This window comes from Dermacoccus sp. PAMC28757 (assembly GCF_014302635.1).
GTDB classification, from domain to species: domain Bacteria; phylum Actinomycetota; class Actinomycetes; order Actinomycetales; family Dermatophilaceae; genus Dermacoccus; species Dermacoccus abyssi.
The window spans coordinates 1645092-1670055 of sequence record NZ_CP060292.1 but is presented as its reverse complement, the minus strand read 5'-3'; the positions used below and the strand labels follow the sequence as shown (position 1 = coordinate 1670055).

Here is a 24964-nt window from a genome sequence, read left to right as displayed (position 1 = left end):
GTAGATCGATGGTCGGTGAGGGCAGCGGCCCGCGGCCTCACACTGACGTAGTACGCCCGAGACGGACGCACAGTTCCCTAAGCCTAGTCGCTCCAGCGGCGCCCCTCGCGCTCCTCCCGCGGCGAGGCGTCCGACAACGCCTCGCGGGTCAGGTCGACCGCTTCCCGACGCGTCGTGACGTCGAGCTTGCGGTAGATGCGCGCGAGGTGATTGCGCACGGTGTGCTCCGAGATGAACAGGCGCGCCGCGATGGCGCGGTTGGCCTGTCCACCGGCGAGCAGGCGGAGGACTTCGACTTCACGCGCGGTCAGGACGTCGAGCACGCTGTCCGGCCGCAGAGCCCGTCGCGCCAGACGCAGCAACGCCTGAGTGAGGTCAGGGTGGGCATAACTGCCCGCGACCGCGAGCGCCCCGGCGGCCTCGGTCAGTTCGTCGTGCGAGGGCACGTAGGGGAAGAAGGCTGCAACACCGGCGCCGACCAGTCGTTCCAGGACTGCTTCGTCGGCCGGATCGACGACCGCCGCGACGTCCTCCGTACGGGCGAGTACGACAAGGCGTCGAAGGGAAGCGATGGACGAGGGCTCGTGCACCGCGATCTGCCGGTCTTCGACCACGATGGTCGCGACGACATCACCTGACATGCGCTCCATTGTCACCGATCCTCACGGGAGCGACCCTGGGGGCGAACGGCCGCGGGACCGCCCGCACGGTGTGCGAACGGCCCCGCGGTCGAGTCCGCCGGTCTCAGGCGGTGGCCTCGTCGTCCTCCGCGACCTCCTCGGTCACGTCGAGGTGGATGACGCCGTAGGACCAACCGCGACGGCGGTAGACGAGGCTGGGACGCCCCGTCTCCTTGTCCTGGTAGAGGTAGAAGTCGTGGCCGACGAGCTCCATTTCGCGCAGAGCTTCATCGACGTTCATGGGCGCACTCTGGTGAACCTTCTCACGCAGCTGGACCGGGCAGTCCGGGTCCTGTCCGAGCGCAGCGGGTGCTTCGTCCGCGTTGTCGCTGAGGTCGGGCATGACCTCGAGCAGTCCGAGGTCGGCCGTTGCCTCGGCGACGGAGGTGGGGCGCGCGTGGCCGCGGTGCACACGCCTGCGGTCGTGCTGGCGACGCAGACGCTCACCCAGCTTGGCCATGACGAGATCGAGTGCCGCGTACTCCTCGTCCGCCGCTGCCTCAGCTCGGATGACCGAGCGCTTGGCGCGGCAGGTCACCTCGATGCGGTACGCCTCTTTCGCACGTCGCGGGTTCGGTTCGTGTGTGACGACGACGTCACAGCGCACGACGCGCGGGTCGAGCTGCGGAACCTTTGCCAGCTTTTCCTCCGCGTGGCGGTGGAAGCGGGCGGGAACCTCGACGTGGCGACCGGTAACGGTGATCTCCATGGGAATGACCTCCTCAGGCCAAGAACTGATGCTGCGTGAGTCGGCGGGGCCGGGCACATTCACGGCGCCGCCCAGGGAACTGAGTGCATCACCTCCTGCCAGGAGTGGATCGTGACTCCACGCTAGACCTGTGAGGGGACCCACACCAGGGTTTCGTGACGATCCGATGAACAGCGCGTGACGTGCCCACGACCACGGACGTCTCACGCGTCGCCCCGGACACCCGCGTCGGGCGTCGCGGCGACCGCTGCGAGGAGGACAGGGTCGTACCCACCGCGCACGAGGACACCGTGAGCCGAGGCGAGAGTGGCGCCACTGGTGACGACGTCATCGACGAGGACGACGCCGCACTCCTCCGGCGCATGGCCCTCGCGGGCGCTGGCCAATGCGAAGGCTCCGGCGACGTTGGCGCTGCGCTGGGCTCGGGTGAGGTGGGACTGGTCGACCGTGCGTCGCGAAGCGCGCAGCAGAGAAGCTTCGACGAGCGTCCGCTGCTCGGCACCTGCTCGATCGCTGTGCAGCGATGCACGCACCACCTCCCCGAGAGGGAAGCGGCCGCGTACGCGCGTCGCGGCGGGCGACGACGGGACGGGGGTGAGCAACCACCTCCTCGGGATCGGCCGCTCACCGTCGACGTACTCCGCGAGTGCCGCCGCGACAGCGGCGCGCAGCAGGACGCCGAGAACGGGCGCGAGGTCACTGCGGCCCTCGTCCTTGAACACGGTCACCCCACGACGCACCGCACCTTCGAACGGCGTGGCCGCATGGACGACGAGGTGTGGCGCGAGGCTGGGACGGACTCGCAGGAGTTCGAGCCGCGTTGCCCGAGCGCATGCCTCACACCACGGCGTGGACCAGCGTTCGCAGCCGGCACAGGTGACCGGCCACGCGAGATCGAGGAGCTCCGCGAGCGCTCGACGAAGCGGCGATCGGGAATCCTCGTGCACGAACGGGCTGGGGCGCATGCCTCACGGTCGCGCCTTGGGGACCCCAGGCGCAGCCGAGAACACCGACGTGTTGTGGAAAGGCCGGTCCGACGACGTGGTGGGACGTATCTCCCGTCACGGGTTGGGGACGATGACGTCCCCACGCGAGAGAAAGCTGCTCCACGACGAGCCCAGCCGTGTGAAAACTGTCTGGTTCGACGTCCGGACGAACAGCCCGTCGGAGCCACGCAGCGTGCTCGCGAGCCCGTCGCCGTGACGCACGACGGCGAGCGGCTCGACGACGTCGTCGATCGTCTGCAGCGCCGGTCGCTTCGTCCCGTCGATCGTGCCGAGGACCGCGAGGCTCGTCGCGTCTGCCCACACGATGCTCGTCGGGTTCTTCACGCCCCGGGCCGCGACGTGGGCCGGACCGAGGCGGACGGGGCGGCCCTTCGCGTCACGTTCCACCGCTGCCAGAACGGCGCGGCGCCCCTTCGGGTCCTTGACGATCATGGCGAGACGTTGGCCCTCGGGGGACATGCTCAGCGACTCAACCTCGCCTTCGCCGAGCCACGGCACCTGCAGCCGCACCGGGGCCGCGCCGGCCTCACTCGCGGACGTGTCGACGGCCCACACCGACGCGTCGCGCACCTTCGAGTCGGACCTTCCCGACTCCGCGTTGGAGAACGCGTGTCCGGCGGTCCACAGCCAGCCGCTGGCATCGAACGCGGGGCGTACCAGATCGGTACCGAGCGAGTCGAGCGTGACGGCGCTGCCGTTGACCCATCGTCTGATCGAGGTGCGGTCCTTCGAGACCGCCGCGATCTGACGTCCTCCTTGGCCCGCTGCCAGGAACGTCCAGTTCGCCTCGACGGCGGGAAGCGACGGTCGTCCGCGCGCCGCTGCTTTCGTCGTGCCGGAGACGGCGTCGTTCGCGGACGCCTGCGTCCAGGCGAGGTAGGTGCCGCTGCGGGAGATGACGGTGTCGACGCCGCCGGTCGGGAGGCGATATCCCACGTCCGAGACCTCGTCGACCGAGCTGGGAAGGTTCTCGGCCTCCAAGCGGGTGGCGCCCACCGTGAGGTTCAGCGTGCCCACCTCGGGTGCCTGAAGAAGAGTGGCGGTCATGGCGGCCCACAACGCCGTGCGCTGGGCGTTGTCAGCCCCGCTGGCCTGCTTGGACAGGTCGACCTGGGCGGTGCCCTCGCGAACGGGCACGGCGTCCACGGCGAGACGTGTGCCGTCGGGAGCGCTCTGTTCGACGGCCGGTTCGAGCCATGCGGGCGGCGCGGACAAGGACGCTCGGGCGAGCGCCGTAGCAAGGCCCTGACGTGGCAGGACGCGGGGGTCGGCGATGAGGACCCGTCCGTGGCGGGCCGGATAGTAGACGTTCGCCCTCGTGAAGAGACGGGTGACATCCGAGTCGCTCATCCACACGCCGAGGTTCGGCGGCAGGTCGGTGAGGCGCCATCCTGCGGAGGTCTCGCGGACGGAGAACTCGAGGGTTCGCTCGTACTGATCGGAGCGCTCGAGGTGACCGTCCGGAGAGATCGTCGCGACGACGGGAATCCGCAGCCGAACCTTGCCCGTCTCCGGTCGGGTGGCGACGATGTCGCTCTCTCCACTGAAAACGGTCACGGCGGAACCCGGCTTCCACGCGGTGGAGGCCTCGGCCGTCAGGAAGGTGCGAGCCGCTGCGTGGTTGTCCTGCGACGACATCTGTGCCCGCACGAACCCCGTGGCGATGGAGCGCGGATCGTCGAAGGAGGACGCCGTGAGCGGCTCCACGGCGAGCGGCTCGTCGACGGCTCCGGCGTCGACGGCCTGACCGGCGCGCACCCCCGTCGTCGAGGGCAGGCCAATGCACCCGCTGAGAGTGATGACTGCGGCGAGGGTGAGCGCGGACAGACGCGCTGGACGGCTGAGGCGGCTCATTCGTCACTCCTCGGCCGGGCGACGGCTTCGCCCTCGAGGGTCGGGGGCAACGCGTTCGTGGCCTTCTTGGTGCCGATCGTGCTCGGGTAACCCGAGACGAGGCGCGCACCGCCGTCGGAGGTGCGCATCGTGCCGCTGGCGATCTGCTTGGGCGCGGTGACGCTGGAAGGCTGCAACGGCCCGGGGCTCGAGGCGATGGGGATGCCGGGGTGGCGCGGCAGGGTGAGGCGGAAACAGGAGCCCTCCCCCGGCGCACCCCAGGCTTCGAGGAAACCGTCGTGCAGGCGTGCGTCCTCGAGGGAGATGGAAAGGCCCAGGCCGGTGCCCCCGGTCGTGCGCGCGCGAGCCGGGTCGGCCCGCCAGAATCGGTCGAAGACCTTGTCCGCCTCGCCCTCCTTGAGACCGATGCCGTAGTCGCGGACGCTGACGGAGACCGCCGTCACGTTCGAGCGGACGATGACGACGACAGGCGCGTTCTGCCCGTGCTCGATGGCGTTCGACACGAGATTGCGCAGGATGCGCTCGACACGGCGGCGATCGATGGGCACCTCGACGTCGGTGGGCGCGTCGAGCACCAGTTTGACGCCCAGCTTCTGCGCCAGTTGCTCGTGCATGTCGATGACATCGGCGGCGAGGGCGGTGAACGACACGGGAGTGCGGCTGAGGACGGCGCCACCGGCGTCGAAGCGGCTGATCTCGAGCAGGTCGGCCAGCAGCGCTTCGAACCGGTCCAGTTCCTTCGACAGGAGCTCCGACGAGCGGGCCACGTGCGCGGCGAAGTCACCGCGGGAGTCGTGGATCATGTCGGCGGCCATGCGGATCGTCGTCAGCGGTGTACGCAGTTCGTGCGACACGTCGGAGGTGAAGCGCTGTTGCAGGTGCGACAGGTCTTCGAGCTGGCCGATCTGACGCTGCAGGCTGGAGGCCATGGCGTTGAAGCTCGTCGCGAGACGGGCGATGTCGTCCTCGCCGCGCACGCGCATGCGCTCGTCGAGATTGCCGGCGGCGAGGCGTTCGGAGACGTGGGCCGCAGACCGAACGGGCGTGACGACGAGCCTCGTCGCGAGATAGGCACAGGCACCGATGAGGAGCACGAGGCCCAAGCCGCCGGCGGCGAACGAGTTGCGCACGATGCCGAGCGACTGGGCTTCCTTGTCCATCGGGAAGACGAGGTAGAGGTCGTACGCGCCCGCGTTCGGGATGTTGACGCGGGAGCCGACCATGACTGCGGGCACGTCACCGCCGTCGGCGTGGTGGAGGGTGATGATCTTCGTCTGCTGGTGCGCAGGGTCGCGGGCGAGCGCGCCTCGCACGTCGGCGGGGGGCGTGATCTCGCCGGCACCGGCGGTGCTGACGCGCGGGATACCGGGGCGTGCGTTGTCACCGGCCCGCATGAGGACGACGAGTCGCGAGGTGTCGTCGAGGGGGCTGGAGATGCGTCGCACGGAGTCGCGCGACAGGTTGTACAAGGTGGTGAGGTCGGTCTTGTCCGTGGCGTCGAAGGCGTTCTGGACGTCGGCCGTCTCGCGCAGCGCGACCTGCTGGGCGGAGCTGGTCTTGCTCCGCACGAGACCGTCGGCAATGCCTTGGTACATGAGGGCACCGACGGCGAGCACCACCGTCAGCCCCATGAGCATCGTGAGGCTGATGACGCGGAAGTGCAGCGACCGCCGCCACGTGCGACCGAGGAACGCGGCGAAGCGTCGGGCGCCGGAGACGACGGCGGAGAGCGCGCGTCGGGCGGGTCCGCGGCGCTCAGGACTGCTGGGCGGCACCGGCCTTGTATCCGACTCCGCGGACGGTCAGGACGATCTCGGGGTTCTCGGGGTCCTTCTCGACCTTGGAGCGCAGGCGCTGGACGTGAACGTTGACGAGGCGCGTGTCGGCCGCGTGGCGGTAGCCCCAGACCTGCTCGAGGAGCACCTCGCGGCTGAAGACCTGCCAGGGCTTGCGGGCGAGGGCGAGAAGGAGGTCGAACTCGAGCGGCGTGAGGGAGATGGCTTCGCCGTCGCGGGTGACAGAGTGGGCGGCGAGGTCGATGACGAGGTCACCGATGGTGACGATCTCGGGCTCGTTGTCTCCACGGCGCAGGCGGGCGCGGACTCGGGCGACGAGTTCGGCGGGCTTGAAGGGCTTGCTGACGTAGTCGTCGGCGCCCGCTTCGAGGCCGCCCACGACGTCGAGGGTGTCGGTACGCGCGGTCAGCATGATGATGGGCACGACGGATTCGGCGCGGATCTTGCGGCAGACCTCGACTCCGTTCATGCCGGGCAGCATGACGTCGAGCAGGACGAGGTCGGGCTTGAAGTCGCGGAAGGACCCGAGCGCTGCGGAGCCGTCGGCGACGTGGGAGACGTCGTAGCCTTCGCCGCGCAGGACGATGCCGAGCATCTCGGCGAGTGCCGGGTCGTCGTCAACAATCAGCACACGGTAGGTCACTGTCTGCCCCTTTCAAGATGCTCGGGCGGTGTGCCCGGGCGTCGCCCGGCTCATTGTCACACACAGGTAACGGTGGGCGGCTGCACGCGAGCCCGGCGCGCCCACCCTCCCCCGCGTCGGGGTGCGGCCGCTTGGCCGATCGGGACACAATCCGCATCGACGCCCCTTGAGCACCTGAACTGCCATCCGTCAGGACCGAACCTGCCACAAGGAACCGTGCTCACCTCGGCGACCACGAACTGGTGACAGCCACACGAGAGCTGCCCACCTCGAGAAGTGGACGGCCGCGTGTCGCACCGAGCGGGACGAGTGAGCTTGTGAACTCGTCCCGCCGGAAGACGCGCCATGATGCGTGTCGCACCGAGACAGGCCCGCTAGGGCCTGGCCGGAAGACGCGCCAAACAACACCTGACCCGAAGATCGTGCGGGCGCCGAGCGAGCTTGCTCGCCGGGCGCCCGCACGATCGAAGTGGTCAGTACCTGTAGTGCTCGGGCTTGTACGGGCCGGCGACGTCCACGCCGATGTATTCGGCCTGGTCCTTGCGCAGTTCGGTGAGTTCGACGCCGAGGGCGTCGAGGTGGGCGCGGGCGACCTTTTCGTCGAGGTGCTTGGGGAGCGTCTTGACGAGGGGCTTGCCGTTGGCGCGGTAGGCGTCACCGTTGGTGAACAGTTCGATCTGGGCGATCGTCTGGTTGGCGAACGAGTTGGACATGACGAAGCTCGGGTGGCCGGTGGCGTTGCCGAGGTTCATGAGGCGGCCTTCGGACAGGACGATGATGGAGCGGGCTTCCTCGTCACCGTCGGCGGGGAACGTCCACTCGTGCACCTGGGGCTTGATCTCGACCTTGGCGATGCCGGGGATCTTGGCGAGGCCGGCCATGTCGATCTCGTTGTCGAAGTGGCCGATGTTGGAGACGATCGCCTTGTTCTTCATGCGCGACATGTGGTCGGCGGTGATGATGTCGAAGTTGCCGGTCGTCGTGACGAAGATGTCGCCGTATTCGCAGGCCTTGTCCATGGTGGTGACCTGGAAGCCTTCCATCGCGGCCTGGAGCGCGCAGATGGGGTCGATCTCGGTGACGACGACGCGGGCGCCCTGGCCTGCGAGCGCCGCGGCGACGCCCTTGCCCACGTCTCCGTAGCCGGCGACGACGGCGACCTTGCCGCCGACGAGGACGTCGGTGGCACGGTTGAGGCCGTCGAGCACGGAGTGGCGGGTGCCGTACTTGTTGTCGAACTTGCTCTTCGTCACGGAGTCGTTGACGTTGATGGCCGGGAAGAGCAGTTCGTCGGCGCGCGAGAGTTCGTAGAGGCGGTGGACGCCTGTGGTGGTCTCCTCGGTGACGCCCTGGATCTGCTCACCGATCTTCGTCCACTTCGTGGGGTCTTCGGCGAGGGTCTTGCGCACGAGGGCCTTGAAGACGCTGAACTCCTCGGAGTCGTCCTCGGTGGTGGGCGGCACCTGGCCGGCCTTCTCCCACTCCGTGCCCTTGTGCACGAGCATCGTGGCGTCGCCGCCGTCGTCGAGAATCATGTTCGGGCCCTCGTTGCCGGGCCACGTGAGGATCTCGTTCGTGCAGTCCCAGTACTCCTCGAGCGTCTCGCCCTTCCACGCGAACACGGGCACACCCTGCGGGTCGTCGACGGTGCCGTTCGGGCCGACGACGACGGCCGCGGCAGCCTCGTCCTGGGTGGAGTAGATGTTGCACGACGCCCAGCGCACCTCGGCGCCGAGGGCGGTGAGGGTTTCGATGAGGACGGCCGTCTGCACCGTCATGTGCAGCGACCCGGCGATCTTCGCACCGGCGAGCGGCTTGCTCTCGCCGTACTCAGCACGCAATGACATGAGACCGGGCATCTCGTGCTCGGCCAGGCGCAGCTGGTGACGGCCGGATTCGGCGAGTGAGATGTCGCGGATCTTGTAGTCGAACGGCATGGTGGTCTGTTTCCTTCGCATTCGGTGACTCGAGATTCCGGCGTGCCCCTCTGGGCTGCTCTCGTGCATGGGTTATCGCCCGCGCCGACTGGCCGTGAGTCTACCGGCCACCTCCGACACGGCCACGTCGAACGGCCGCCGCACGGGACGTGCGACGGCCGTTCGAGAGGTGAGGTGCGGCAGCTCAGTGCGCGGGCGCCTCGCCCTTCGACTTGGCACGAGCGGCGAGGATCGGCGTCACGATCAGCGCGACGATCGTGCCGACGATGAGCCCGAAGATGCCGCTCGCGACGGTGTTCGTGAGCCATCCGAGCACGCCGCCGAGTGCGCTAGTGGCCTCGTGCACCGCTTCTTCGACGTGATGGACGGCCGAGTACAGCGGGTGGAAGCCGAGTTCGTCGGTGCCGACGAGAAGGATGTGGCCACCGACCCAGAGCATCGCGACGACGCCGACGGTGGACAGGAACGCCATGACCTTGGGCATGAGGTTGACGAGGAAACGGCCGAACTTCTCGCTCTTGCCGCCCTCGATGAGGCTGAGGCCGACGTCGTCCATCTTCACGATGAGTGCCACGAAGCCGTAGACGAGCACCGTGATGAGGACGGCAACCACGGCCAGAATGATCGCGCGCGAGACGAGCGGCTGATCGGTGACCGACTTCAGGGCGATGACCATGATCTCGCCGGAGAGGATGAAGTCGGTGCGCACGGCCCCGCTCACGACCTCGTCCTCGTCGATCTTCTCGGTGGCAACGTCCTCGTCCTCGCGCTCCACGGCACTCTCGTGCCCGTGCTCGCGGCGGTGCTTGAGGGCGTGGATGATCTTCTCCGCGCCCTCGAAACACAGGTACGTACCGCCGAGCATGAGCAGGATCGTCACTGCGATCGGGAGGAACTCCGAGAGCACCAGCGCGATCGGGAGGATGAAGAGCAGCTTGTTGCGTAGCGAGCCGATCGCGATGCGCTTGATGATCGGCAGCTCTCGCTCGGCCGCGAGGCCCTGCACATAGCGCGGCGTGACGGCGGTGTCATCGATGACGACGCCCGCTGCCTTGGCACTGGCGCGACCGGCGGCAGCGGCCACGTCGTCGGTGGAGGCCGCCGCGAGGCGGGCGAGCGCTGCGACGTCGTCGAGCAGCGCGAAGAGTCCGCCGGCCATCAGTGACCGCCTCGGGTCTCGACGCGGACCGGGCGAACGTGCTCTCGATTCATGGAGCCAACCTTAGAGAACGTCGATGCGTCCCTGCGAATGCGCTGAGCAGACCTATCGGTCGTCGGGTCGCGAAGGGCCGACGTGCCACTCCCCCGGAGCGTTCTCGCGCTGGGCTGACGTGACGTGCCCGATGCCGCCGCTCGCGTCCCCGCCGGTATCGACGTCGGGCTCGAGGTAGACGAGCATCTGCAGGTCGGGATCGACGCGCCGGGCGGCCTGCTGCGCCGCGTCGATGGAGCGCACGATCTCCGCACCGCGCGCCTGCGGGTCGATGGCGATCTTGGCCGCCACCATAAGCTCGTTCGGGCCGAGGTGGGAGGTCTTGAGGTGAATGACACGCTCGATTCCGTCGGCGGATTCGATGGCACTACGGATCTCGCGCACCGTCTCCGGGCGGGCTGCCTCACCGAGGAGCAGGGAACGCGTCTCGCGAAAGAGGAACGCCGCGACGGCGATGAGGAGCAGACCGATGAGCCCGGCGCCCACGGCGTCCCAGATGCCGTTCTCGGTGAACACCGCCAGGCTGACGCCGAAGAGCGCGAACGTCAAACCGGCCACGGCAGCCGAGTCCTCGCACAAGAGCACCGGGAGTTCGGGGCTCTTGGCGTTGCGCAGGAACGAGCCCCAGGACTGATCGCCCTTCTCCTTCTTGGCCTCGCTCACCGCTGTCATGAGCGAGCGACCCTCCATGAGGATCGAGGCGACGAGCACGACGATGGGAACCCACCACCACTTCTCGTGGGTGCCCGGGTGCGGCGCGTCCGGCAGAGACATCTCGTGGTACTTCTCGTACGCCTCGTAGAGCGAGAACATGCCGCCGACGCTGAAGATGACGATGCTGACGACGAAGCCCGCGACGTAGCGCTCCCGCGCGTAACCGAAGGGGTGGAACTCGTCGGCATCCTTGCGGGCCCGCTTGCCGCCGACGAGCAGCAGGATCTGGTTGCCCGAGTCGGCCACCGAGTGGATGGCCTCGGCCAGCATCGAACTCATGCCGGTGAGCATCCAGGCGATGAACTTCGTCACGGCGATGCCGAGGTTGGCCGCCAGGGCCGCGAAGATCGCCTTGTTGCCGCCCGAAGAGTCACTCATACGAGCAGCCTACGGTCCACAAGCCACCCCCACGAACGTCAGCTCCCGTATTGCCGACAAGGGTTCGGGAACGTCGAAGCGCATTCCTGGGCCAGAACTCGACGCACCCGGGCGACCTCGTGGGCGTCGTCACGCAGAAGGAGCGTTCGAGCGAGACCTCGGGTCACCGCGAGCAGGCGCCGCGCTTCGTCGTCCGGGTCGACGCCCTCTCGCGCCTCCCCGCACTCCTCGGCGTTGACGACGGCCTCACGCAGCCGTGCGAGCAGGACGTCGTCCGTGCGTTGCCACGCCTCGCGCAGGCTCGGCTGTCGAAGCGCTACGGAACTGAAGTGGTCGAAGAGGATCGTCTCGTCTCGGCGATCGGGGTCGAGCGGAAGGAACTGTGTCAGGGCGCCGAGCACCATGTGTTCGATCCGCCCCCGCGCCTGTTCCTCGCTCGCCACGAGCGTCTCGATCCGCCGCTGCTGTACCTGCAGGGTTCGGTCGTAGGCGTCGGCGAGCAGGACGTCCTTGGAGGCGTAATAGTGCTGCACCGAGCCCACCGAGACACCCGCACTCGCCGCGATGCGGCTCATCGTCGCGGCCTCGGGCCCGTCACTGGCGACGAGGCCACGCACCGCATCGATGATCTGCGTGCGACGAGCGTCGTGGTCGGCGGTTCTCGGCATGGACTCAGCGTAGCGACCCGTGCACAATAACAATATGCGCATATTTAAATGGCGTTTTCTGGCACTCCCCTTCCCCCTCCTCGCACTCACCGTGGGCTTGCTCCGGCCCGGTGCGGCATCTGCTCTGCCGGCTGCCCCGCGTTCGGACGCCGTGGTGCCTGCGAAACTACGGCGACTGGCGCGCAGGGCTCGAGCCCCACAGGCGAACCTCTGGCATACGGATTCGGTTGGCGCGCGGGCTTGCTCGACGGCGACGGCCCGCGGGTCGTCGAACACACCGGAGCGACGCCCGGTACGTTCGCCCACGTCGTCATGCTGCCGGAACAGCACCGTGCGGTCATCGTCCTCGGACGTGGCTATTCCGGAGCGCTCGCCCCGGCCAGGCAGGTCTCGGCTACGACGTGGCCCGGACGCTCGCCGGCCGCGACGCCTACCGGAGCGGGCCCGACCCGTTGCTCTGGTGGTCGCCGTGGGCACTGAGCGCGCTGGCGGTCCTTCTCGTCCTCGGTGCAGCCACGTGGGCTCGACTGACGCGGCTCGGCGGGCGGGAACGTCGGCATAATCGCGCCTGGGCTTGGGGTTTGTCCCTCGCCTCCGTGCTGCTGGCGAGCGCCGCCTGGTACGCACCCCGCGCGCTCGGACACGATCGTCGGCAACTCATGACCTGGTTGCCGGAGCTGTGGTGGGCCACAACCGCTCTGTGCTGCGCGGGCGTCCTCGCAGCGCTCGTCGTGACGGTGAGCGGGATCAGGCGTCGTGGGGCGGGAACTCCAAGCCCAGGAGGGCGTTCTCCAGCACCTCGGTGAGGGCCGGGTGAATCCAGTACTGGCCGCGCGCCATCTCGTCGGCAGCCAGACCGAACGACATCGCCTGGATCGCCGGCTGGATGAGCGTCGAGGCGTCGGGGCCGACGAAGTGGACACCGAGCAGCTTGCGCGTCTCCTTGTCGGCGATGACCTTGCAGATGCTGGAGGTGTCCTCGAGCGCCCAGCCGTAGGCCGTCGCGCCGTAGGCCTGCACCTTGACGGTGACGTCGTGGCCTGCGGCGCGCGCCTGCGCCTCACTCATGCCGACCGTGGCGACCTGCGGGTGGGTGAAGACCGCGCTCGGCACCACGTCGTGCGGGAACGGACGGAGGTCGTTCGGGTGGACGAGGTTGTGCGCGACGCAGCGTTCCTCGGCGTTGGCGACGTGCTTGAGCTGGAACGGCGAGCTCGCGTCACCGAGCGACCACACGCCGTCCACGCCGGTGCGGCCGTACTCGTCGACGAGGACGCGACCGTCGGGGCGCACCTCGACGCCGGTGTTCTCCAGGCCGAGGTCGTCGGTGTTCGGTCGGCGGCCGGTGGCGACGAGAAGCAGATCGCCGTTCACGGTGCGGCCGTCCGAGAGCGCGAGTTCGATGCCGTCGGCTCCGTGGTCGGCCGACGTCAGCTCGGCGTTGCGCACGAGCGTCCACTGGTTCTCGACGGCGTTCGTCAGGGTCTGGCTCACGTCGTCGTCCGCGTGACGCAGAACGCGCTCGCCGCGCAGCACCATCGTCACGTCGACACCGAGTGAGCTGAAGACGTGGGCGAACTCGAGCGCGATGAAACCGCCACCGACGATGACCAACGACGAGGGCAGGTCGGCGATCCGCATGACGGTGTCGCTCGTCTCGTACGGCACGCCCGAATCGGTGATGACCGCGGGGATGACCGGGCGGGCACCTGTGGCGATGACGATCTGGTCGCCGGTGACCTCCTCGTCGTAGCCGTCGACGCGCAGGCTGTGGTCGCCCGTGAAGCGTGCGTGGCCTGAATAGACGGTGGTGTTGCCGTCCTCGGAGCCGCGCTCGCGGTACTCGCGTCCGCCGAGCGCGATCGGGTCGATGCGCCCGAACACGCGCTCACGGATGTCGCTCCAGCGCACGTGCTGCACGGACGCGTCGACACCGAGGCGCGAGGACTCGCGTGCGCTGCGGGCCACCTCGGCGGCCTGGACGAACATCTTCGTCGGGATGCACCCGACGTTGAGGCACGTACCCCCGAAGACGCCCTTCTCGATGATGGCAACCTTCTTGTCCGCGAAGTCCGGCGTGACGAGGGGGTTACCGGAACCGGTACCGATGATGACGAGGTCGTAGTGGGCCATGAGGTCAACCTTAGACCCCGACGCCAATCGGCCGCAGCACGCGAAAATTCGCGTCGTTACTGGCGAGACCGGCGTCACACCGGCTCGCGCGCAGGTCAGTCGTGCGGGTGGCGCAGGCGCTCCATGAGCACCGCGGCCTGGGTGCGCGATTCGAGCCCCAACTTGGACAGGAGGCTCGTGATGTAGTTCTTCACCGTCTTCTCCGCCAGGTGCAGGCGCCCGGCGATCTGACGGTTCGTGAAGCCCTGCGTGATGAGGTCGAGCACACGCTTCTCCTGGTCGGTGAGCGCGGCCAGCTCGGGGCGCAGCATGACGTCCTCGCCGGTCAGGCGCGCGCGGATGCGGTCAGCGTCCTCCCCCTTGAGCAGCGACTCACCTGCGGCGACGCGTTCGATCGTCTCGACGAGGTCGGCGCCGCGCACCTGCTTGAGGACATAGCCGCTCGCACCCGCGAGGATCGCCGCGAGGAGGGCCTCGTCGTCGTCGTAGGACGTGAGGATGAGGCAGCGGATGTTCTCGTCCACGCTGCGCACCGCGCGGCACACCTCCATGCCCGTGCCGTCGGGCAGACGGCCGTCGAGGATCGCGACGTCCGGGCGCGCAGCGGGGATACGACGGATCGCCTCGGCGGCGCTCCCACTCTCACCGACGACCTCACAACGCCCGGAGGTGGAAAGGAGCTCGGCGAGCCCCCGGCGCACGATCTCGTGATCGTCGAGCAGATAGACACGAACAGCCATGCCCCCATTGTGGACGCCCGTCCCCCCGGAGGGGACGTGTGCGGCGAAGTCTGCGGGGAGCCGCTCGTCACACCTGGCGCCCCTAGACTCGCGTGCATGGTCACTGCATCGCAGCCCGCCTCGCCCCGCAGCCCGCGCGACGACGATCGCAGCCCCTCCCCCGACGACGCGCTGCTCACCGCCGTCATCGACCTGAGCAAGGACCTCGCGCTGCGACCGTTGCTCCACCGTTTCGTCGAAACGGCGGTCGGCCTCACCGACGCCGAGTACGGCGCGCTCGGCATCCTCGACGCCGACGGCGGTTTCGAGGACCTCGTCCTCCACGGCATCGACGCCGAAACGGCCGCGCTGATCGGCGACGGGCCCCACGGCAAGGGCGTCCTCGGCGCGATCATCCACGAGCCGCACACCCTTCGGGTGGCCGACATCAGCCGTCACCCCGAGAGCATCGGGCTTCCGCCCAACCACCCGCCGATGAGTTCCTTTCTCGGCTGCCCCGTCGTCATCCGTGGGCAGGTCTACGGCAACATCTACCTGACGAACAAGCGCTCGGCGAACCAGTTCAGCAACCGCGACGAGCGAGTGCTCGAGGCCCTCGCCGCGGCGGCCGCTTCCGCGATCGCGCACGCTCGCACGCTCGCCGAGGCAGAGGCCCGTGAACGCTGGCAAAGGGCCGCGGCCGAGGCCGTCGCCCTGCTTGCGAAGCTGCCGCCCAAGCAGGCGTGGCCGGCTGTCGTCGAGCGCTTCGATTCCATCCTCACCGCCGACCACGTCGAGTACGTTCCCGTGCATCGCATGACGGAGCGCCTCGGCCAAGACCTGGCCGACGACTTGGCGCTGCGCCCGGATGCCCGTTTCCTCTCCGGCGCCGAGGCAGCCGCGCTCGTCGACGACGCCAAGCGCTCGGCGCTGCTCGTGCCGGTGACTGCCGAGGAGGCCTCCCCCAGTCTGCTGCTCATCGCGTGGGACCGGGCGCTTCTCTCGATCGCGCCGGAACCGCTCGAGGCGGTCGGCCAGATGCTCTCCGACCGCCTGTCCGTCGCGACGCTCCTCGCCCACCAGCACGCGGAGTCCGAGCGCGTGGCCATCCTCGAGGACCGCGACAGGATCGCCCAGGATCTGCACGACCACGTCATCCAACGCCTCTTCGCCGCCGGCATGCGGGTGCAGAGCGTCATGCCGCTCGTCGGCGACACCGTGGCCTCCGAGAAGCTCGACGCCGTGGTCACCGACCTCGACGAGACGGTGACGGACGTGCGTCGCGCGATCTTCGACCTCAAGCAGGGAGGCGTCGCGCTCGCGCTGGCCCGTAGCATCGACCAGCTGGCTCAGCAGGGCAGCGACGCGCTCGGGTTCATGCCCTCAGTAGCCGTGGGCGGCGACTACTGGACGCTCGACGACGCCCTCGTCATGGACATTCTCGCCGTGGTGCGCGAGGCACTGAGCAACGCCGCCCGGCACGCCGGAGCGTCGGCGGTACGGGTGGCGCTCGACGTCGGCGAGGACGTCCGCCTCAAGGTGACGGACGACGGCGTCGGGCTGCCCGAGCACGTCGAGCGCCGCTCGGGGCTCGACCACCTCGTCGCGCGCGCCGAGCGGTGGGGCGGCTCGTGCACGGTGCGGGTGAGGCCGCGCGGCGGCACGGCCGTCGAGTGGCGGGTGCCGCGTCGCCGGCCGACCGAGGCCTGAACACGGCCCGCGTCCGCCCCACGTCCACCCCGGGACAACGACGTACCGACGACGAAGGGCACCGACTCAGCCGGTGCCCTTCGTTGCGTTCAGATACGAAATCAGTAGCCCGCCGCGCCCTCGGCGGAAGCCGCCGACGCGTCGCCGGAGCCGCCCTCGAGACCGTCGAGCACGGCGCGCGTGCCGGACAGCCCGAGTCGCGACGCGCCGGCCTCGATCATCTCGCGGGCCGCAGCGGCGTCACGGATGCCGCCGCTGGCCTTGACGCCCAGGTTCGGGCCGACGCACTCACGCATGAGGCGCACGGCGTGGGCGTTGGCGCCACCGCTCGGGTGGAAGCCCGTGGAGGTCTTGACGAAGTCGGCGCCCGCGTCGACGGCCGCCTCGCACACGCCGCGGATCTCGTCGTCGGTGAGGGCAGCGGACTCGATGATGACCTTGAGAACGGCGTTCGGGATGGCGTCGCGCACCGTGCGGATGTCGAGCTTGACCGCCTCGAAGTCGCCCATCTTGGCCGCGCCCACGTCGATGACCATGTCGACCTCGTCAGCGCCGCGCTCGACCGACTCGGCGGCCTCGGCGGCCTTGACCGTGCTCGTGTGCTTGCCGCTCGGGAAGCCGCAGACGGTGGCGACCTTGACGCTCGTCTCGACGGGCAGCATGTTCGGCGACACACAGATCGAGTAGGCGCCCAGCTCCTCGGCCTCGCGGGCCACCGCCGCGACGTCGTCAGCCGTCGCTTCGGGCTTGAGCAGGGTGTGGTCGACCATAGCCGCGACCTCGGCCCGGGAGAAGTTCGTCATGCGCCCAAGCCTAACCAGCGAAGACGTTCCCGTCCTCACGCAGACGACACGCCCGCCGCCCCGTGCCGACCGCGGGCGTCATGCCCGACGGTCGCCGAGATGGTCGCGCAGCTGCGTCACGTGCCGCGACACATTCGGGTCGAGACCTTGGCCGAGCGCGAGGTAGGTGGCGGTGAAGTCGACCCTCTGGACGAGTTCGGCCAGTCGCGCGATGGGCGGGCCATCGCCGGGGTGCACCTCGACGACGGTGGCGCCGGCCGCGAACGCGCTGTCCTGAACGCCCGCAGCAACGCCGGCCAAGTCCGAAACGGCACCTTCGGGGTCGCTGTGGAGGCTGAGCAGCCCGAGCCCGGGCTGTCGGGGCGCGTCGAGGAAGGGGTCGGCGAAAATGTCGTCAGGGGCCGAGGCCGCGCCACTACCGCCACCGGCCGTGAAGGGGCCGTCGAGCGTCGCAACGACAGACGCGGCCGCATCCGGCAGTTCACCCCAGGTCATCGGCACCCGAGCGGTGCGGGCGAACATCGACGCGGCGCGGCGTGCCGCAACAGCGGCGACGGGCCCGTCCGCGAGCGCCATGGGCACTGTGCCGGCGAGCTGCAGGGCCGCGAGCTTCGCGGGGTTGACGAAGTGCTCGGAGCTGGGGCGGCACACCTCAGCCTCACGGTCGAGGTGGGTGATCGCCTGCTCGAGGTGGCTGTCCGTGACGTCGATGAGGCCGAGGTGCCCCGCCGCCATGAGCACCGGGGTGAGCAGCGACCACATCGCCGTCCGGCTCGACGTGCGCCCGCGCCCGACCGGGATGTGCGTACCGCGGGCCCGCGCACACACATCCGCCAGGGGTGAGTCCGCTGCCCCGACGGTGAGCAGGGACGCTCCACGGCGTGCGGCTTCCGAGGCGAGCGCGAGCGGCCCGGCGGCCCGCCCGGAAAGGCTCACCGCGACGACGAGGTCGAGGGGGCCGACCCATCCCGGCAGCGGCACGTCGCGTCGGGTGATGACGGGAACGGGCGCCCCCGGCTGGGCGAACGTCTCGAGGACGTCGGCGACGACGGCGCTGCCACCGAGCGCGCCCACGAGGACGGCGCGGGGCCGCTCACCGTCGGCCGTGCGCTCCACGCCCGCCTCACGGGCCAGCGTCATCGCTTCGCGCACCTGGGCGCCGGCTGTGGCCAGCGCCCGCAGGGAGTCGCGCGAGTCGCAGCGTTCGAGGTGACGGGCGTCGTCCAACCAACTCTCGTCGAGGTAGGGCATGTCACACCTTCTGTCGCTCGGGGGGACGGAACGCCCGAGGGGATCCGCGCGTCACAGCCTAGATCGCGCGATACATTGACGTCCTACTCGAAGGAGAGGATTCGGATGCCGACGACCAGACGCAAGGGTGGGCTCGCCCTCGGCACGACCACCGTTCTCGCCGCCGGTTTCCTCACCGGATGTTCGTCGTCCAAGGGCGCCGACTACGCCGGGGTGTGCCGCGACAAGGCCACGGGTGAACGGCTGCCGGACAGCGAGTGCCGCTCCGGACATCACGCCGGCGCCGCATGGGTCTTCTACCGCTCGGGCCAGCGCGTCGCCCCGGTGGGCGGAAAGCTCGACAGCTACGCCACGTCGATTCCGAAGAACGCCACCTACGCCGCCGGTGGGTTCGACGCCCAGGGCGGCAAGGTGACGAAGTCCTCCGTCCGCGAGGGCACTCAGATCAAGGGCGCCGACGGCTCGTCGAAGGGCAGCGTCGTGCGTGGCGGCTTCGGCAAGGGCGGCGGCGGAGGCGGATGAGGCGCCTGGCCTGCGAGCCGCGCCCGAACTTCCGCGACATCCTCGATTCCGAGGGCATGCTCTGGGCGTCCGAGACCGTCGACGGCCACGACGTGCCGTACTGGACGGACAGCGCCTATTACTCCTTCTCCCCCGCCGAGATCGACCGGCTCGAGGCGGCCACGGACGAACTGTGGGGCATGTGCCTGAGCGCCGCGACGTGGATGCTCACGACGTACGACGACCGGCGTCTGTGCCTGCCCGAGGGCTCGACCCGGCGGCTCCTGGCGAGTCTCGAGGAGGGTGATCCGGGCTCACACGCCCGTTTCGACCTGTGCCTCGCCGGCGACGGCACCCCCAAGATGCTCGAGATCAACGGCGACACCCCGACGATGCTCGTCGAGTCGGCCGTTTCCCAGTGGTCCTGGCACGAGGCGAACTTCCCCGAACTCGACCAGTGGAACTCGATCCACGAGCGACTCGTCGGTGCGTGGAAAAAGCGCGTGGCCGCCGGGCAGGACGACCTTCACTTCGCGGGGCTTCTGCACCTCGTCGAAGAGGCTTCCACGCTCGCCTACCTCGCAGACACCGCAGATCAGGCCGGCGCGACGACGAGCCTGTTCGACCTGTCCGACGTCGGCCTCGACGTCGACTCGCGCCGCTTCGTCGACGGTCAGTCGCGCCCGATCGACGTCTGCTACGCGCTGTACCCGTGGGAGGACCTGCTCGTCGAGCCTTTCGGCGCCCACATCGAGACTTCCGGCGTGCGCTGGATCGAGCCGCTGTGGCGTTCGGCCCTCTCGACGAAGGCGCTGCTCGCGGCGCTGTGGCACCTCTACCCGGGTCACCCCAACCTGCTTCCGGCCTACCTCGACTCCCCGCGCGACCTGCGCGAGTACGTCGCGAAGCCGTTCTTCGGCCGTGAGGGTGCCTCGATCCGCGTCCACGCGGAGGGTCGCGACTGGACGCACGGCGGCCAGGAACACGACGAGTCGTTCTGCTACCAGCAGTGGTGGCCGCTGCCCGACTTCGACGGCAACCGGCCCGTCATCGGAGCCTGGGTGGTCGACGGTCACGCGGCCGGCATGGGCATCCGCGAGACCGACGGCCCGATCACGGACGGCGGTGCGCGCTTCGTCCCGCACGTCATCGAGGCTCCGGCACCCGAGGAGTCGACCGTGCAGCGCTGGCTCGCCGAGGACGACGTCCGCCTCTGAGCCAGGCGTCCGGCACCACGCACAACACGCGGCGAGGCCGCTTCCCGATTCGGGAAGCGGCCTCGGCGTAGGTACCAGGTGGGCCGATCAGGCCTCGGTGGGCAGAACTGTGGCCTCGTCGACGAGGAACACGGGGATACCGTCGCGGATCGGGTACTGCAACCGGCCACCGCGCTCGGCATCGGCTTCGGTGGCGACGAGCACGGGCTCGCCGCCGTCGTCGACGCCGTCGACGAGCTCACTGTGCGTGACCGGGCAGCGCAGGATCTCACGCAGCCACGGTTCGATCGTGACGCCTCGGTTCACGGTGCTTCTCCTTCTCGGACGGCGGCGAGCGCGGCATCGCGCACGCGCTCCATCGTTGCACGGTCGGCTGCCTCGACGTTGAGGCGCAGCAGAGGTTCTGTGTTCGAGGCGCGCAGGTTGAGCCACCACATTGGATCGCTGTCACCGCCTTCGTGGACGAAGGTGACGCCGTCCATGCCGTCCTCGGTGTACTCGCCGTGGGAGGCCACCCACTCGCGAACGCGGCCAGTGGCGGCGGTGGCGTCACTCACGGTCGAGTTGATCTCGCCGGAGGCCTCGTAGCGGGCGTACTCGGCGACGAGCTGCGAGAGCGTCCTCTCCTGCTCACCGAGCGCGGCGAGCACGTGCATCGCCGCGAGCATGCCCGTGTCGGCGAACCAGAAGTCGCGGAAGTAGTAGTGCGCGCTGTGCTCCCCGCCGAAGACGGCGTCGTGCTCGGCCATCTGCGCCTTGATGAAGGAGTGGCCGACACGCGTGCGCACCGGCTTCGCCCCGTTCTCGGTGATGACCTCGGTGACGGCGCGCGAGCTGATGAGGTTCGCGACGACCGAGACATCCGAAGCGCGGGTGCCCTTGGCGACCTCCTTCGCGATCTCACGCTGGGCAACAAGCGCCGTGACGGCCGACGGCGTCACCGCGTCACCGTTCTCGTCGATGACGAAGCATCGGTCGGCGTCACCGTCGAAAGCCAGACCGATGTCGGCGCCGTGCTCGACGACGCCCTTCTGCAGGTCGACGAGGTTGGCGGGCTCGAGCGGGTTGGCCTCGTGATTGGGGAACGTGCCGTCGAGTTCGAAGTAGAGCGGGACGATCTCGAGCGGAAGCTCCTCGAGCCCCGCATCCGTGCCGAGGACGGCGGGCACGGTGTGGCCGCCCATGCCGTTTCCGGCGTCGACGACGACCTTGAGCGAGCGTCCGCCGGACAGGTCGACGAGGGAACGCAGGAAGGCGGCGTAGTCGCCGAGCATGTCGCGCTCGTCGATCGTGCCGGGTTCGCCGTCGAAGGGAACCGCCGTGCCACGATCGAGTGCCCACTGGGCGAGGTCACGCATTTCGGCGAGGCCGGTCTCGAGCGAGACGGGGCGCGCGCCGGCGCGGCACAGCTTGATGCCGTTGTACTGCGCGGGGTTGTGGCTCGCGGTGAACATCGCGCCGGGGATGCCGAGAGCACCGGAGGCGTAGTACAGGCCGTCGGTCGAGCACAGGCCGATGAGAGTGACGTCGATGCCGTACGAGGCGGCGCCCTCGGCGAAGGCTCGAGACAGTTCCGGCGAGCTCGGGCGCATGTCGTGGCCGACGACGACGCCCTCGGCTCCTTCGGGGCGGGCCACGATCTGCGCGAACGCGGCGCCGAGTTCGCGCGCGACGGCCGGCGAGAGCTGCTCGGGCACGAGGCCGCGAACGTCGTAGGCCTTGATGAAGTCGTTGAGTACGGGGGCGTTCACGCCGACGATCCTACCGGCCGTCGTCGCCCGCTTCCGTGGACGCGTCGTCGTCCGTGGCATCGGGCAACGCGCGCAGGTGACGACGGCGTGAGGCCGTCGAGAGGAAGGCAGGGTCCTCGGCCCGGGCGGCACGGGCGGGCTTGCGCACCGGCACCGGTTCGGGCTCGGCCGGTGGGCGAGCCGCGGCGCGGCGCACGGCCTCGGCGAGCGCCACGAGGTCGTCCGGTGTGGGCTCCGGCGGTGTCATGTCGACGGCCAGGCGCACGATGTCCCAACCTCGCGGCGCGGTGAGACGCTGAGCGTGATCGGCGCACAGGTCGTACGTGTGCGGCTCGGCGTAGGTGGCCAGGGGGCCGAGGACGACCGTCGAATCCGCGTAGACATAGGTGAGCGTCGCCACGGCGGGCTTCGAGCAGGCGGATCGCGAGCACTGTCTGGTCAACGTCACGTTGCACAAGGTTACGCCAGTGAGTGGCTGCCCCCGTCTGCCGCGACCGGGACACGCCCGGTCGGGCCCCGCCCGCGATCAGGTGCCCTTCGATACGCTGACGCGGTGAGGAACAAAGCAGCGCGCCCTGGCCGACAAACCGGCCTCGACGCTTCCTCCGCCCCGGGCGCGCCCCGTCGCGACCGGCACGAGCGCCGCTACCGGGGGCCTCTGGCCTGGCCCGCGACTCCGTCCATGAGATCGCGTTCGGCCGCGTTCGACGACGCCGTCCTGCGTGCTGTCGAGGTGTGCGAATCGCGCTGGTCGGTCAGCGTCGCCGACATCGAGATCGGCGTCGAAGAGGTTCCGCCGTCCGACCCGAGCTCGTGGGAGGACTCAGTGCCGCTCGGGCGCGCCTTCCCCGCCGACGGTCGCCATCGGGCGCGGATGGTCCTCTACCGCCTTCCCATTCAGACACGCGCACGCGACCGGGTCGAGCGTGAGGCCCTCATCGAACACGTCGTGCGCACCCAACTCGCGGGCCTGCTGGGCCGCCCCCTGGACGACGAGGACGACCTGTGACGACGACCCCCACCGCTGCCCCGATCCTGCCTCCCGACGTGCTCGGCGTCGGACGCGCGCCGGTTCTCGTGACGGGTGCTTCGGGCGTTCTCGGCCGCGCCGTGGTGGAGGAACTACGCGCATCGGCCACCCCGGTGCGAGCGCTCGTCCACCGCACCCCGATCACCGACGTGACCAGCGTGGTCGGCGACATCCTGACAGGGGCGGGCCTCGACGAGGCACTTCCGGGCGTGGGGGCGGTCATCCACTGCGCCACGGACCCGTCGAATGCCCGAGTCGACCGCGACGGAACACGCAACCTCCTGCGTTCCCTCGACGCCTGGGCACCCGGCGCCCACCTCGTCCTGCCCTCGATCGTGGGGTGCTGGAACAACCCGCTGGCCTACTACCGCACGAAGGCAGACACCGAGAACCTCGCCGAGTCCTGGTCGGGGCGCGCGTCGATCGTGCGCGCCACCCAGTTCCACACCCTCGCCCACGAGGTGGTGAGCGGCGCCGCGGCACGGCTCACGGGAGCCGAATCCCGCGTCCGGGTCAGCCCGGTGGACCCCGAATGGGTGGCGCGCAAGCTCGTGGACGTCGCCCTCATTCGCACGAGTCTTGCGACGCCGCTCGAGTTGGCCGGACCGGAGACCTTCTCGCTCGGTGAACTCTCCACACTGACAGCTCACCTCGAGAGCCGCCGACCCGTTCGGTCCGTGCGTGTGCCAACGCTCGGAGGTGTTCTGCGCTCCTTCGCCCGTGGCACGAATCTGCCGGGCGAAGAGGTCCAGCGCGGTGGACGTACCTACGCTCAGTGGCTCGCAGCTCGCTGACGCACGAGCCCCCGGGTGTCCGACCCGCGATCGTCCGGGTGGGATGAGCGGATCAGCGGGCGACGAGTGCGGTTTGCTCGCGCATCCACGGCGCAGCCGTGAGGGTGAGCGTCGTGATGCGATCCGAGGACTTGGAGCCGGTGCGGAGCACGATTCCCGCATGAAGGTGGGATTCGCCCTGCTTCGTCGGCGCGGTCACCCACACGCTCGCGTCCTTCGGGACGGAGATACGTCGAGCCGCGTTGTCGCGCACATCGACGTGCTGGGTTGTGCTCTTGCCGTCCTTCGTCGTCACGACGACGGTCGCCCGCACCTGCGGAGCGCTGGCTGCGAGCACGAGATCTCCCCCGGTTCCCGCGCCACGAGGAGCCGTGCCGGCCGCCGGTCCGATGTCCGGCGCGGCTTGGGCCCACGCGAAGTCCGCCGAGGAGCCCGAGGCCGCAGGAGCGGTGGCTGCGGCGACGATCTCAGCCTCAGACGTGGCTCGCACCGCGACGGTCGACCCCTTCAAACCGTCCAGCGACACGTCGAGGGTCCGGCCGCGCGGCACGGAGACGACACGGTCCTTCGACGCTTCGCCCTGGGTCGACAGAGCCGACAGCTTGACGACGGCGCCGCGCCCGGCCGGGGCCGCCAGACGAACGCTGGTCTTGCCGTCCGTCACGGGCGCCGCAGGGACGATCTGAGTCGTGCCGGGCACGGCGTACTGGGCCGTCAGTTCCTCACCCTTGGTCGAACCCGAGCTCGCGCTGTCCCGCACGCTGGCCTGTACGGCACCGCTCTCGCTACGCACGTGGACGACGACACCGTCGTGGTTCTTGGCCTCGGTCGGCAGGTTGACCTCGACGCGCGAGTGCGCGGGGACAGCCTTGTCCGTGATGGCGGCACCGGCTACGTCGCCGTCGCGTGAACTGACGTCGATGTCGACCGTGGCACCGTGCGAACCGCTGTTGACGAGCACGAGGGTCGACAGGCGTGAGGAACCCTTCTGCCCCACCGGGATCCACGCCTCGTTGAGGGAAGCTGCACAGGTGCGTGCGACGAGTGGCGATTTCCCGTCGCCGCCGCTGATCTGCGCTGCGGCAAAACCAGGAGCCATGCCGCCGGTTGACTCGACGACGAGGGGCCCACCCTTCATCTCGGTGACGGTCGCGCCGCCTCGCTCGAGCGACATCGCCTTCGGGTCGGAAGACGACTCGAGGCGTGCACTCGCTCCGCCGCCCTCCCGCGCGAACGGCGTGAGGGACTCAGGCGACGACGTCGCGTTGACCTCGGTCGAGCCGTTCGATCCGGCGCCCCCGGGGCAGACGAGCGAGGCCGCTTCGACGGCACTCGTCGTCGTCGCGAGGCGCTCGCCCGTGCTCGTGCGAACCGGAGCCGCGTGAGCCGTCCACACCATGCCCGCTGCTGCGGCGGCGAGCACGACCCCGCGCGCGATTCCTTGTGCGCTCATGTC

24 protein-coding genes are annotated in these 24964 nt (G+C 69.6%); 6 read left to right on the top strand and 18 right to left on the bottom strand.

Annotation, left to right across the window (positions count from 1 at the left end; translation table 11 throughout):
• Positions 1-83 precede the first annotated feature (83 nt).
• From H7F30_RS08000 to H7F30_RS07955, 10 genes are all read right to left on the bottom strand, one after another.
• Positions 84-650, bottom strand: a complete 567-nt coding sequence (locus H7F30_RS08000) for a response regulator transcription factor (protein ID WP_187034422.1) — start codon at positions 648-650, stop codon at positions 84-86.
• 94 nt (positions 651-744) lie between these two features.
• Entirely contained in the window at positions 745-1389 is a 645-nt protein-coding gene (gene hpf / locus H7F30_RS07995; RefSeq protein WP_187034420.1) for a ribosome hibernation-promoting factor, HPF/YfiA family, read from the bottom strand.
• Between the two features lie 203 nt (positions 1390-1592).
• Positions 1593-2354 (bottom strand): ComF family protein, encoded by a 762-nt coding sequence (locus H7F30_RS07990; RefSeq protein ID WP_187034418.1) that lies wholly within the window; start codon positions 2352-2354, stop codon positions 1593-1595.
• Positions 2355-2450: 96 nt separating this feature from the next.
• The gene (locus H7F30_RS07985) at positions 2451-4250 is read right to left on the bottom strand and encodes an LpqB family beta-propeller domain-containing protein (protein ID WP_047311911.1); all 1800 of its coding nucleotides are present in this window, start codon (positions 4248-4250) and stop codon (positions 2451-2453) included.
• Entirely contained in the window at positions 4247-6025 is a 1779-nt protein-coding gene (mtrB, locus tag H7F30_RS07980; RefSeq protein WP_255464708.1) for an MtrAB system histidine kinase MtrB, read from the bottom strand. The genes H7F30_RS07985 and mtrB overlap by 4 nt, the downstream gene beginning before the upstream one ends.
• Entirely contained in the window at positions 6006-6689 is a 684-nt protein-coding gene (gene mtrA, locus H7F30_RS07975) for an MtrAB system response regulator MtrA (RefSeq protein WP_187034416.1), read from the bottom strand. Before mtrA ends, mtrB begins: the two co-directional genes overlap by 20 nt.
• 473 nt (positions 6690-7162) lie before the next feature.
• On the bottom strand, positions 7163-8626 hold the full coding sequence (gene ahcY, locus H7F30_RS07970; RefSeq protein ID WP_129664493.1) for an adenosylhomocysteinase: 1464 nt from the start codon (positions 8624-8626) through the stop codon (positions 7163-7165).
• 184 nt (positions 8627-8810) lie between these two features.
• Positions 8811-9785 (bottom strand): DUF808 domain-containing protein, encoded by a 975-nt coding sequence (locus H7F30_RS07965; protein WP_187034414.1) that lies wholly within the window; start codon positions 9783-9785, stop codon positions 8811-8813.
• Positions 9786-9890: 105 nt separating this feature from the next.
• Positions 9891-10931 (bottom strand): cation diffusion facilitator family transporter, encoded by a 1041-nt coding sequence (locus tag H7F30_RS07960; protein WP_047311907.1) that lies wholly within the window; start codon positions 10929-10931, stop codon positions 9891-9893.
• 38 nt (positions 10932-10969) lie between these two features.
• Positions 10970-11599, bottom strand: a complete 630-nt coding sequence (locus tag H7F30_RS07955; protein ID WP_187034411.1) for a TetR/AcrR family transcriptional regulator — start codon at positions 11597-11599, stop codon at positions 10970-10972.
• A 240-nt stretch (positions 11600-11839) separates the two neighbouring features.
• Here H7F30_RS07955 and H7F30_RS14800 point away from each other — a divergent pair, with 240 nt between their 5' ends.
• Positions 11840-12079, top strand: a complete 240-nt coding sequence (locus H7F30_RS14800; protein WP_222617786.1) for a hypothetical protein — start codon at positions 11840-11842, stop codon at positions 12077-12079.
• 267 nt (positions 12080-12346) lie between these two features.
• Here the strand turns inward: H7F30_RS14800 and mtr are convergent, their stop codons facing one another.
• Entirely contained in the window at positions 12347-13732 is a 1386-nt protein-coding gene (mtr, locus tag H7F30_RS07950; RefSeq protein ID WP_129664501.1) for a mycothione reductase, read from the bottom strand.
• Between the two features lie 95 nt (positions 13733-13827).
• Positions 13828-14472 carry a response regulator transcription factor gene (locus H7F30_RS07945; RefSeq protein WP_047311904.1) on the bottom strand — a complete coding sequence of 215 codons (645 nt, stop codon included), beginning with the start codon at positions 14470-14472 and terminating at the stop codon, positions 13828-13830.
• Positions 14473-14568: 96 nt separating this feature from the next.
• On the opposite strand from H7F30_RS07945, the gene H7F30_RS07940 reads away from it, so the two are divergent.
• Entirely contained in the window at positions 14569-16161 is a 1593-nt protein-coding gene (locus H7F30_RS07940; RefSeq protein WP_187034410.1) for a GAF domain-containing sensor histidine kinase, read from the top strand.
• A gap of 101 nt (positions 16162-16262) precedes the next feature.
• On the opposite strand, the gene deoC is transcribed toward H7F30_RS07940, so the two are convergent.
• A complete protein-coding gene (gene deoC / locus H7F30_RS07935; RefSeq protein WP_187034408.1) occupies positions 16263-16964 on the bottom strand; it encodes a deoxyribose-phosphate aldolase in 702 nt (233 codons plus the stop codon).
• Between the two features lie 78 nt (positions 16965-17042).
• Positions 17043-18215 carry an SIS domain-containing protein gene (locus H7F30_RS07930; RefSeq protein ID WP_047311901.1) on the bottom strand — a complete coding sequence of 391 codons (1173 nt, stop codon included), beginning with the start codon at positions 18213-18215 and terminating at the stop codon, positions 17043-17045.
• 105 nt (positions 18216-18320) lie between these two features.
• Here H7F30_RS07930 and H7F30_RS07925 point away from each other — a divergent pair, with 105 nt between their 5' ends.
• Together H7F30_RS07925 and H7F30_RS07920 are read left to right on the top strand one after the other, a co-directional pair.
• Positions 18321-18737, top strand: a complete 417-nt coding sequence (locus H7F30_RS07925) for a hypothetical protein (RefSeq protein WP_052947033.1) — start codon at positions 18321-18323, stop codon at positions 18735-18737.
• Complete coding sequence (locus tag H7F30_RS07920) at positions 18734-19933, top strand: glutathionylspermidine synthase family protein (protein ID WP_118913667.1); 1200 nt, start codon at positions 18734-18736, stop codon at positions 19931-19933. The genes H7F30_RS07925 and H7F30_RS07920 overlap by 4 nt, the downstream gene beginning before the upstream one ends.
• 87 nt (positions 19934-20020) lie before the next feature.
• On the opposite strand, the gene H7F30_RS07915 is transcribed toward H7F30_RS07920, so the two are convergent.
• The 3 genes from H7F30_RS07915 to H7F30_RS07905 are packed head-to-tail and all read right to left on the bottom strand — an operon-like array spanning position 20021 to position 22132.
• Positions 20021-20239: a Trm112 family protein gene (locus H7F30_RS07915; RefSeq protein ID WP_047311899.1), complete on the bottom strand. Its 219-nt coding sequence runs from the start codon at positions 20237-20239 to the stop codon at positions 20021-20023.
• Positions 20236-21684 (bottom strand): phosphomannomutase/phosphoglucomutase, encoded by a 1449-nt coding sequence (locus H7F30_RS07910; protein ID WP_222617785.1) that lies wholly within the window; start codon positions 21682-21684, stop codon positions 20236-20238. Before H7F30_RS07910 ends, H7F30_RS07915 begins: the two co-directional genes overlap by 4 nt.
• Positions 21685-21694: 10 nt before the next feature.
• The gene (locus H7F30_RS07905) at positions 21695-22132 is read right to left on the bottom strand and encodes a DUF3499 domain-containing protein (RefSeq protein WP_187034404.1); all 438 of its coding nucleotides are present in this window, start codon (positions 22130-22132) and stop codon (positions 21695-21697) included.
• Between the two features lie 234 nt (positions 22133-22366).
• Between H7F30_RS07905 and H7F30_RS07900 the strand changes: the two genes are divergently transcribed.
• Together H7F30_RS07900 and H7F30_RS07895 are read left to right on the top strand one after the other, a co-directional pair.
• Positions 22367-22693 (top strand): metallopeptidase family protein, encoded by a 327-nt coding sequence (locus H7F30_RS07900; RefSeq protein WP_187034402.1) that lies wholly within the window; start codon positions 22367-22369, stop codon positions 22691-22693.
• The gene (locus tag H7F30_RS07895) at positions 22690-23508 is read left to right on the top strand and encodes an SDR family oxidoreductase (RefSeq protein ID WP_187034400.1); all 819 of its coding nucleotides are present in this window, start codon (positions 22690-22692) and stop codon (positions 23506-23508) included. Before H7F30_RS07900 ends, H7F30_RS07895 begins: the two co-directional genes overlap by 4 nt.
• Before the next feature lie 52 nt (positions 23509-23560).
• On the opposite strand, the gene H7F30_RS07890 is transcribed toward H7F30_RS07895, so the two are convergent.
• Positions 23561-24961 carry a DUF5719 family protein gene (locus tag H7F30_RS07890; RefSeq protein WP_187034398.1) on the bottom strand — a complete coding sequence of 467 codons (1401 nt, stop codon included), beginning with the start codon at positions 24959-24961 and terminating at the stop codon, positions 23561-23563.
• Positions 24962-24964 lie beyond the last annotated feature (3 nt).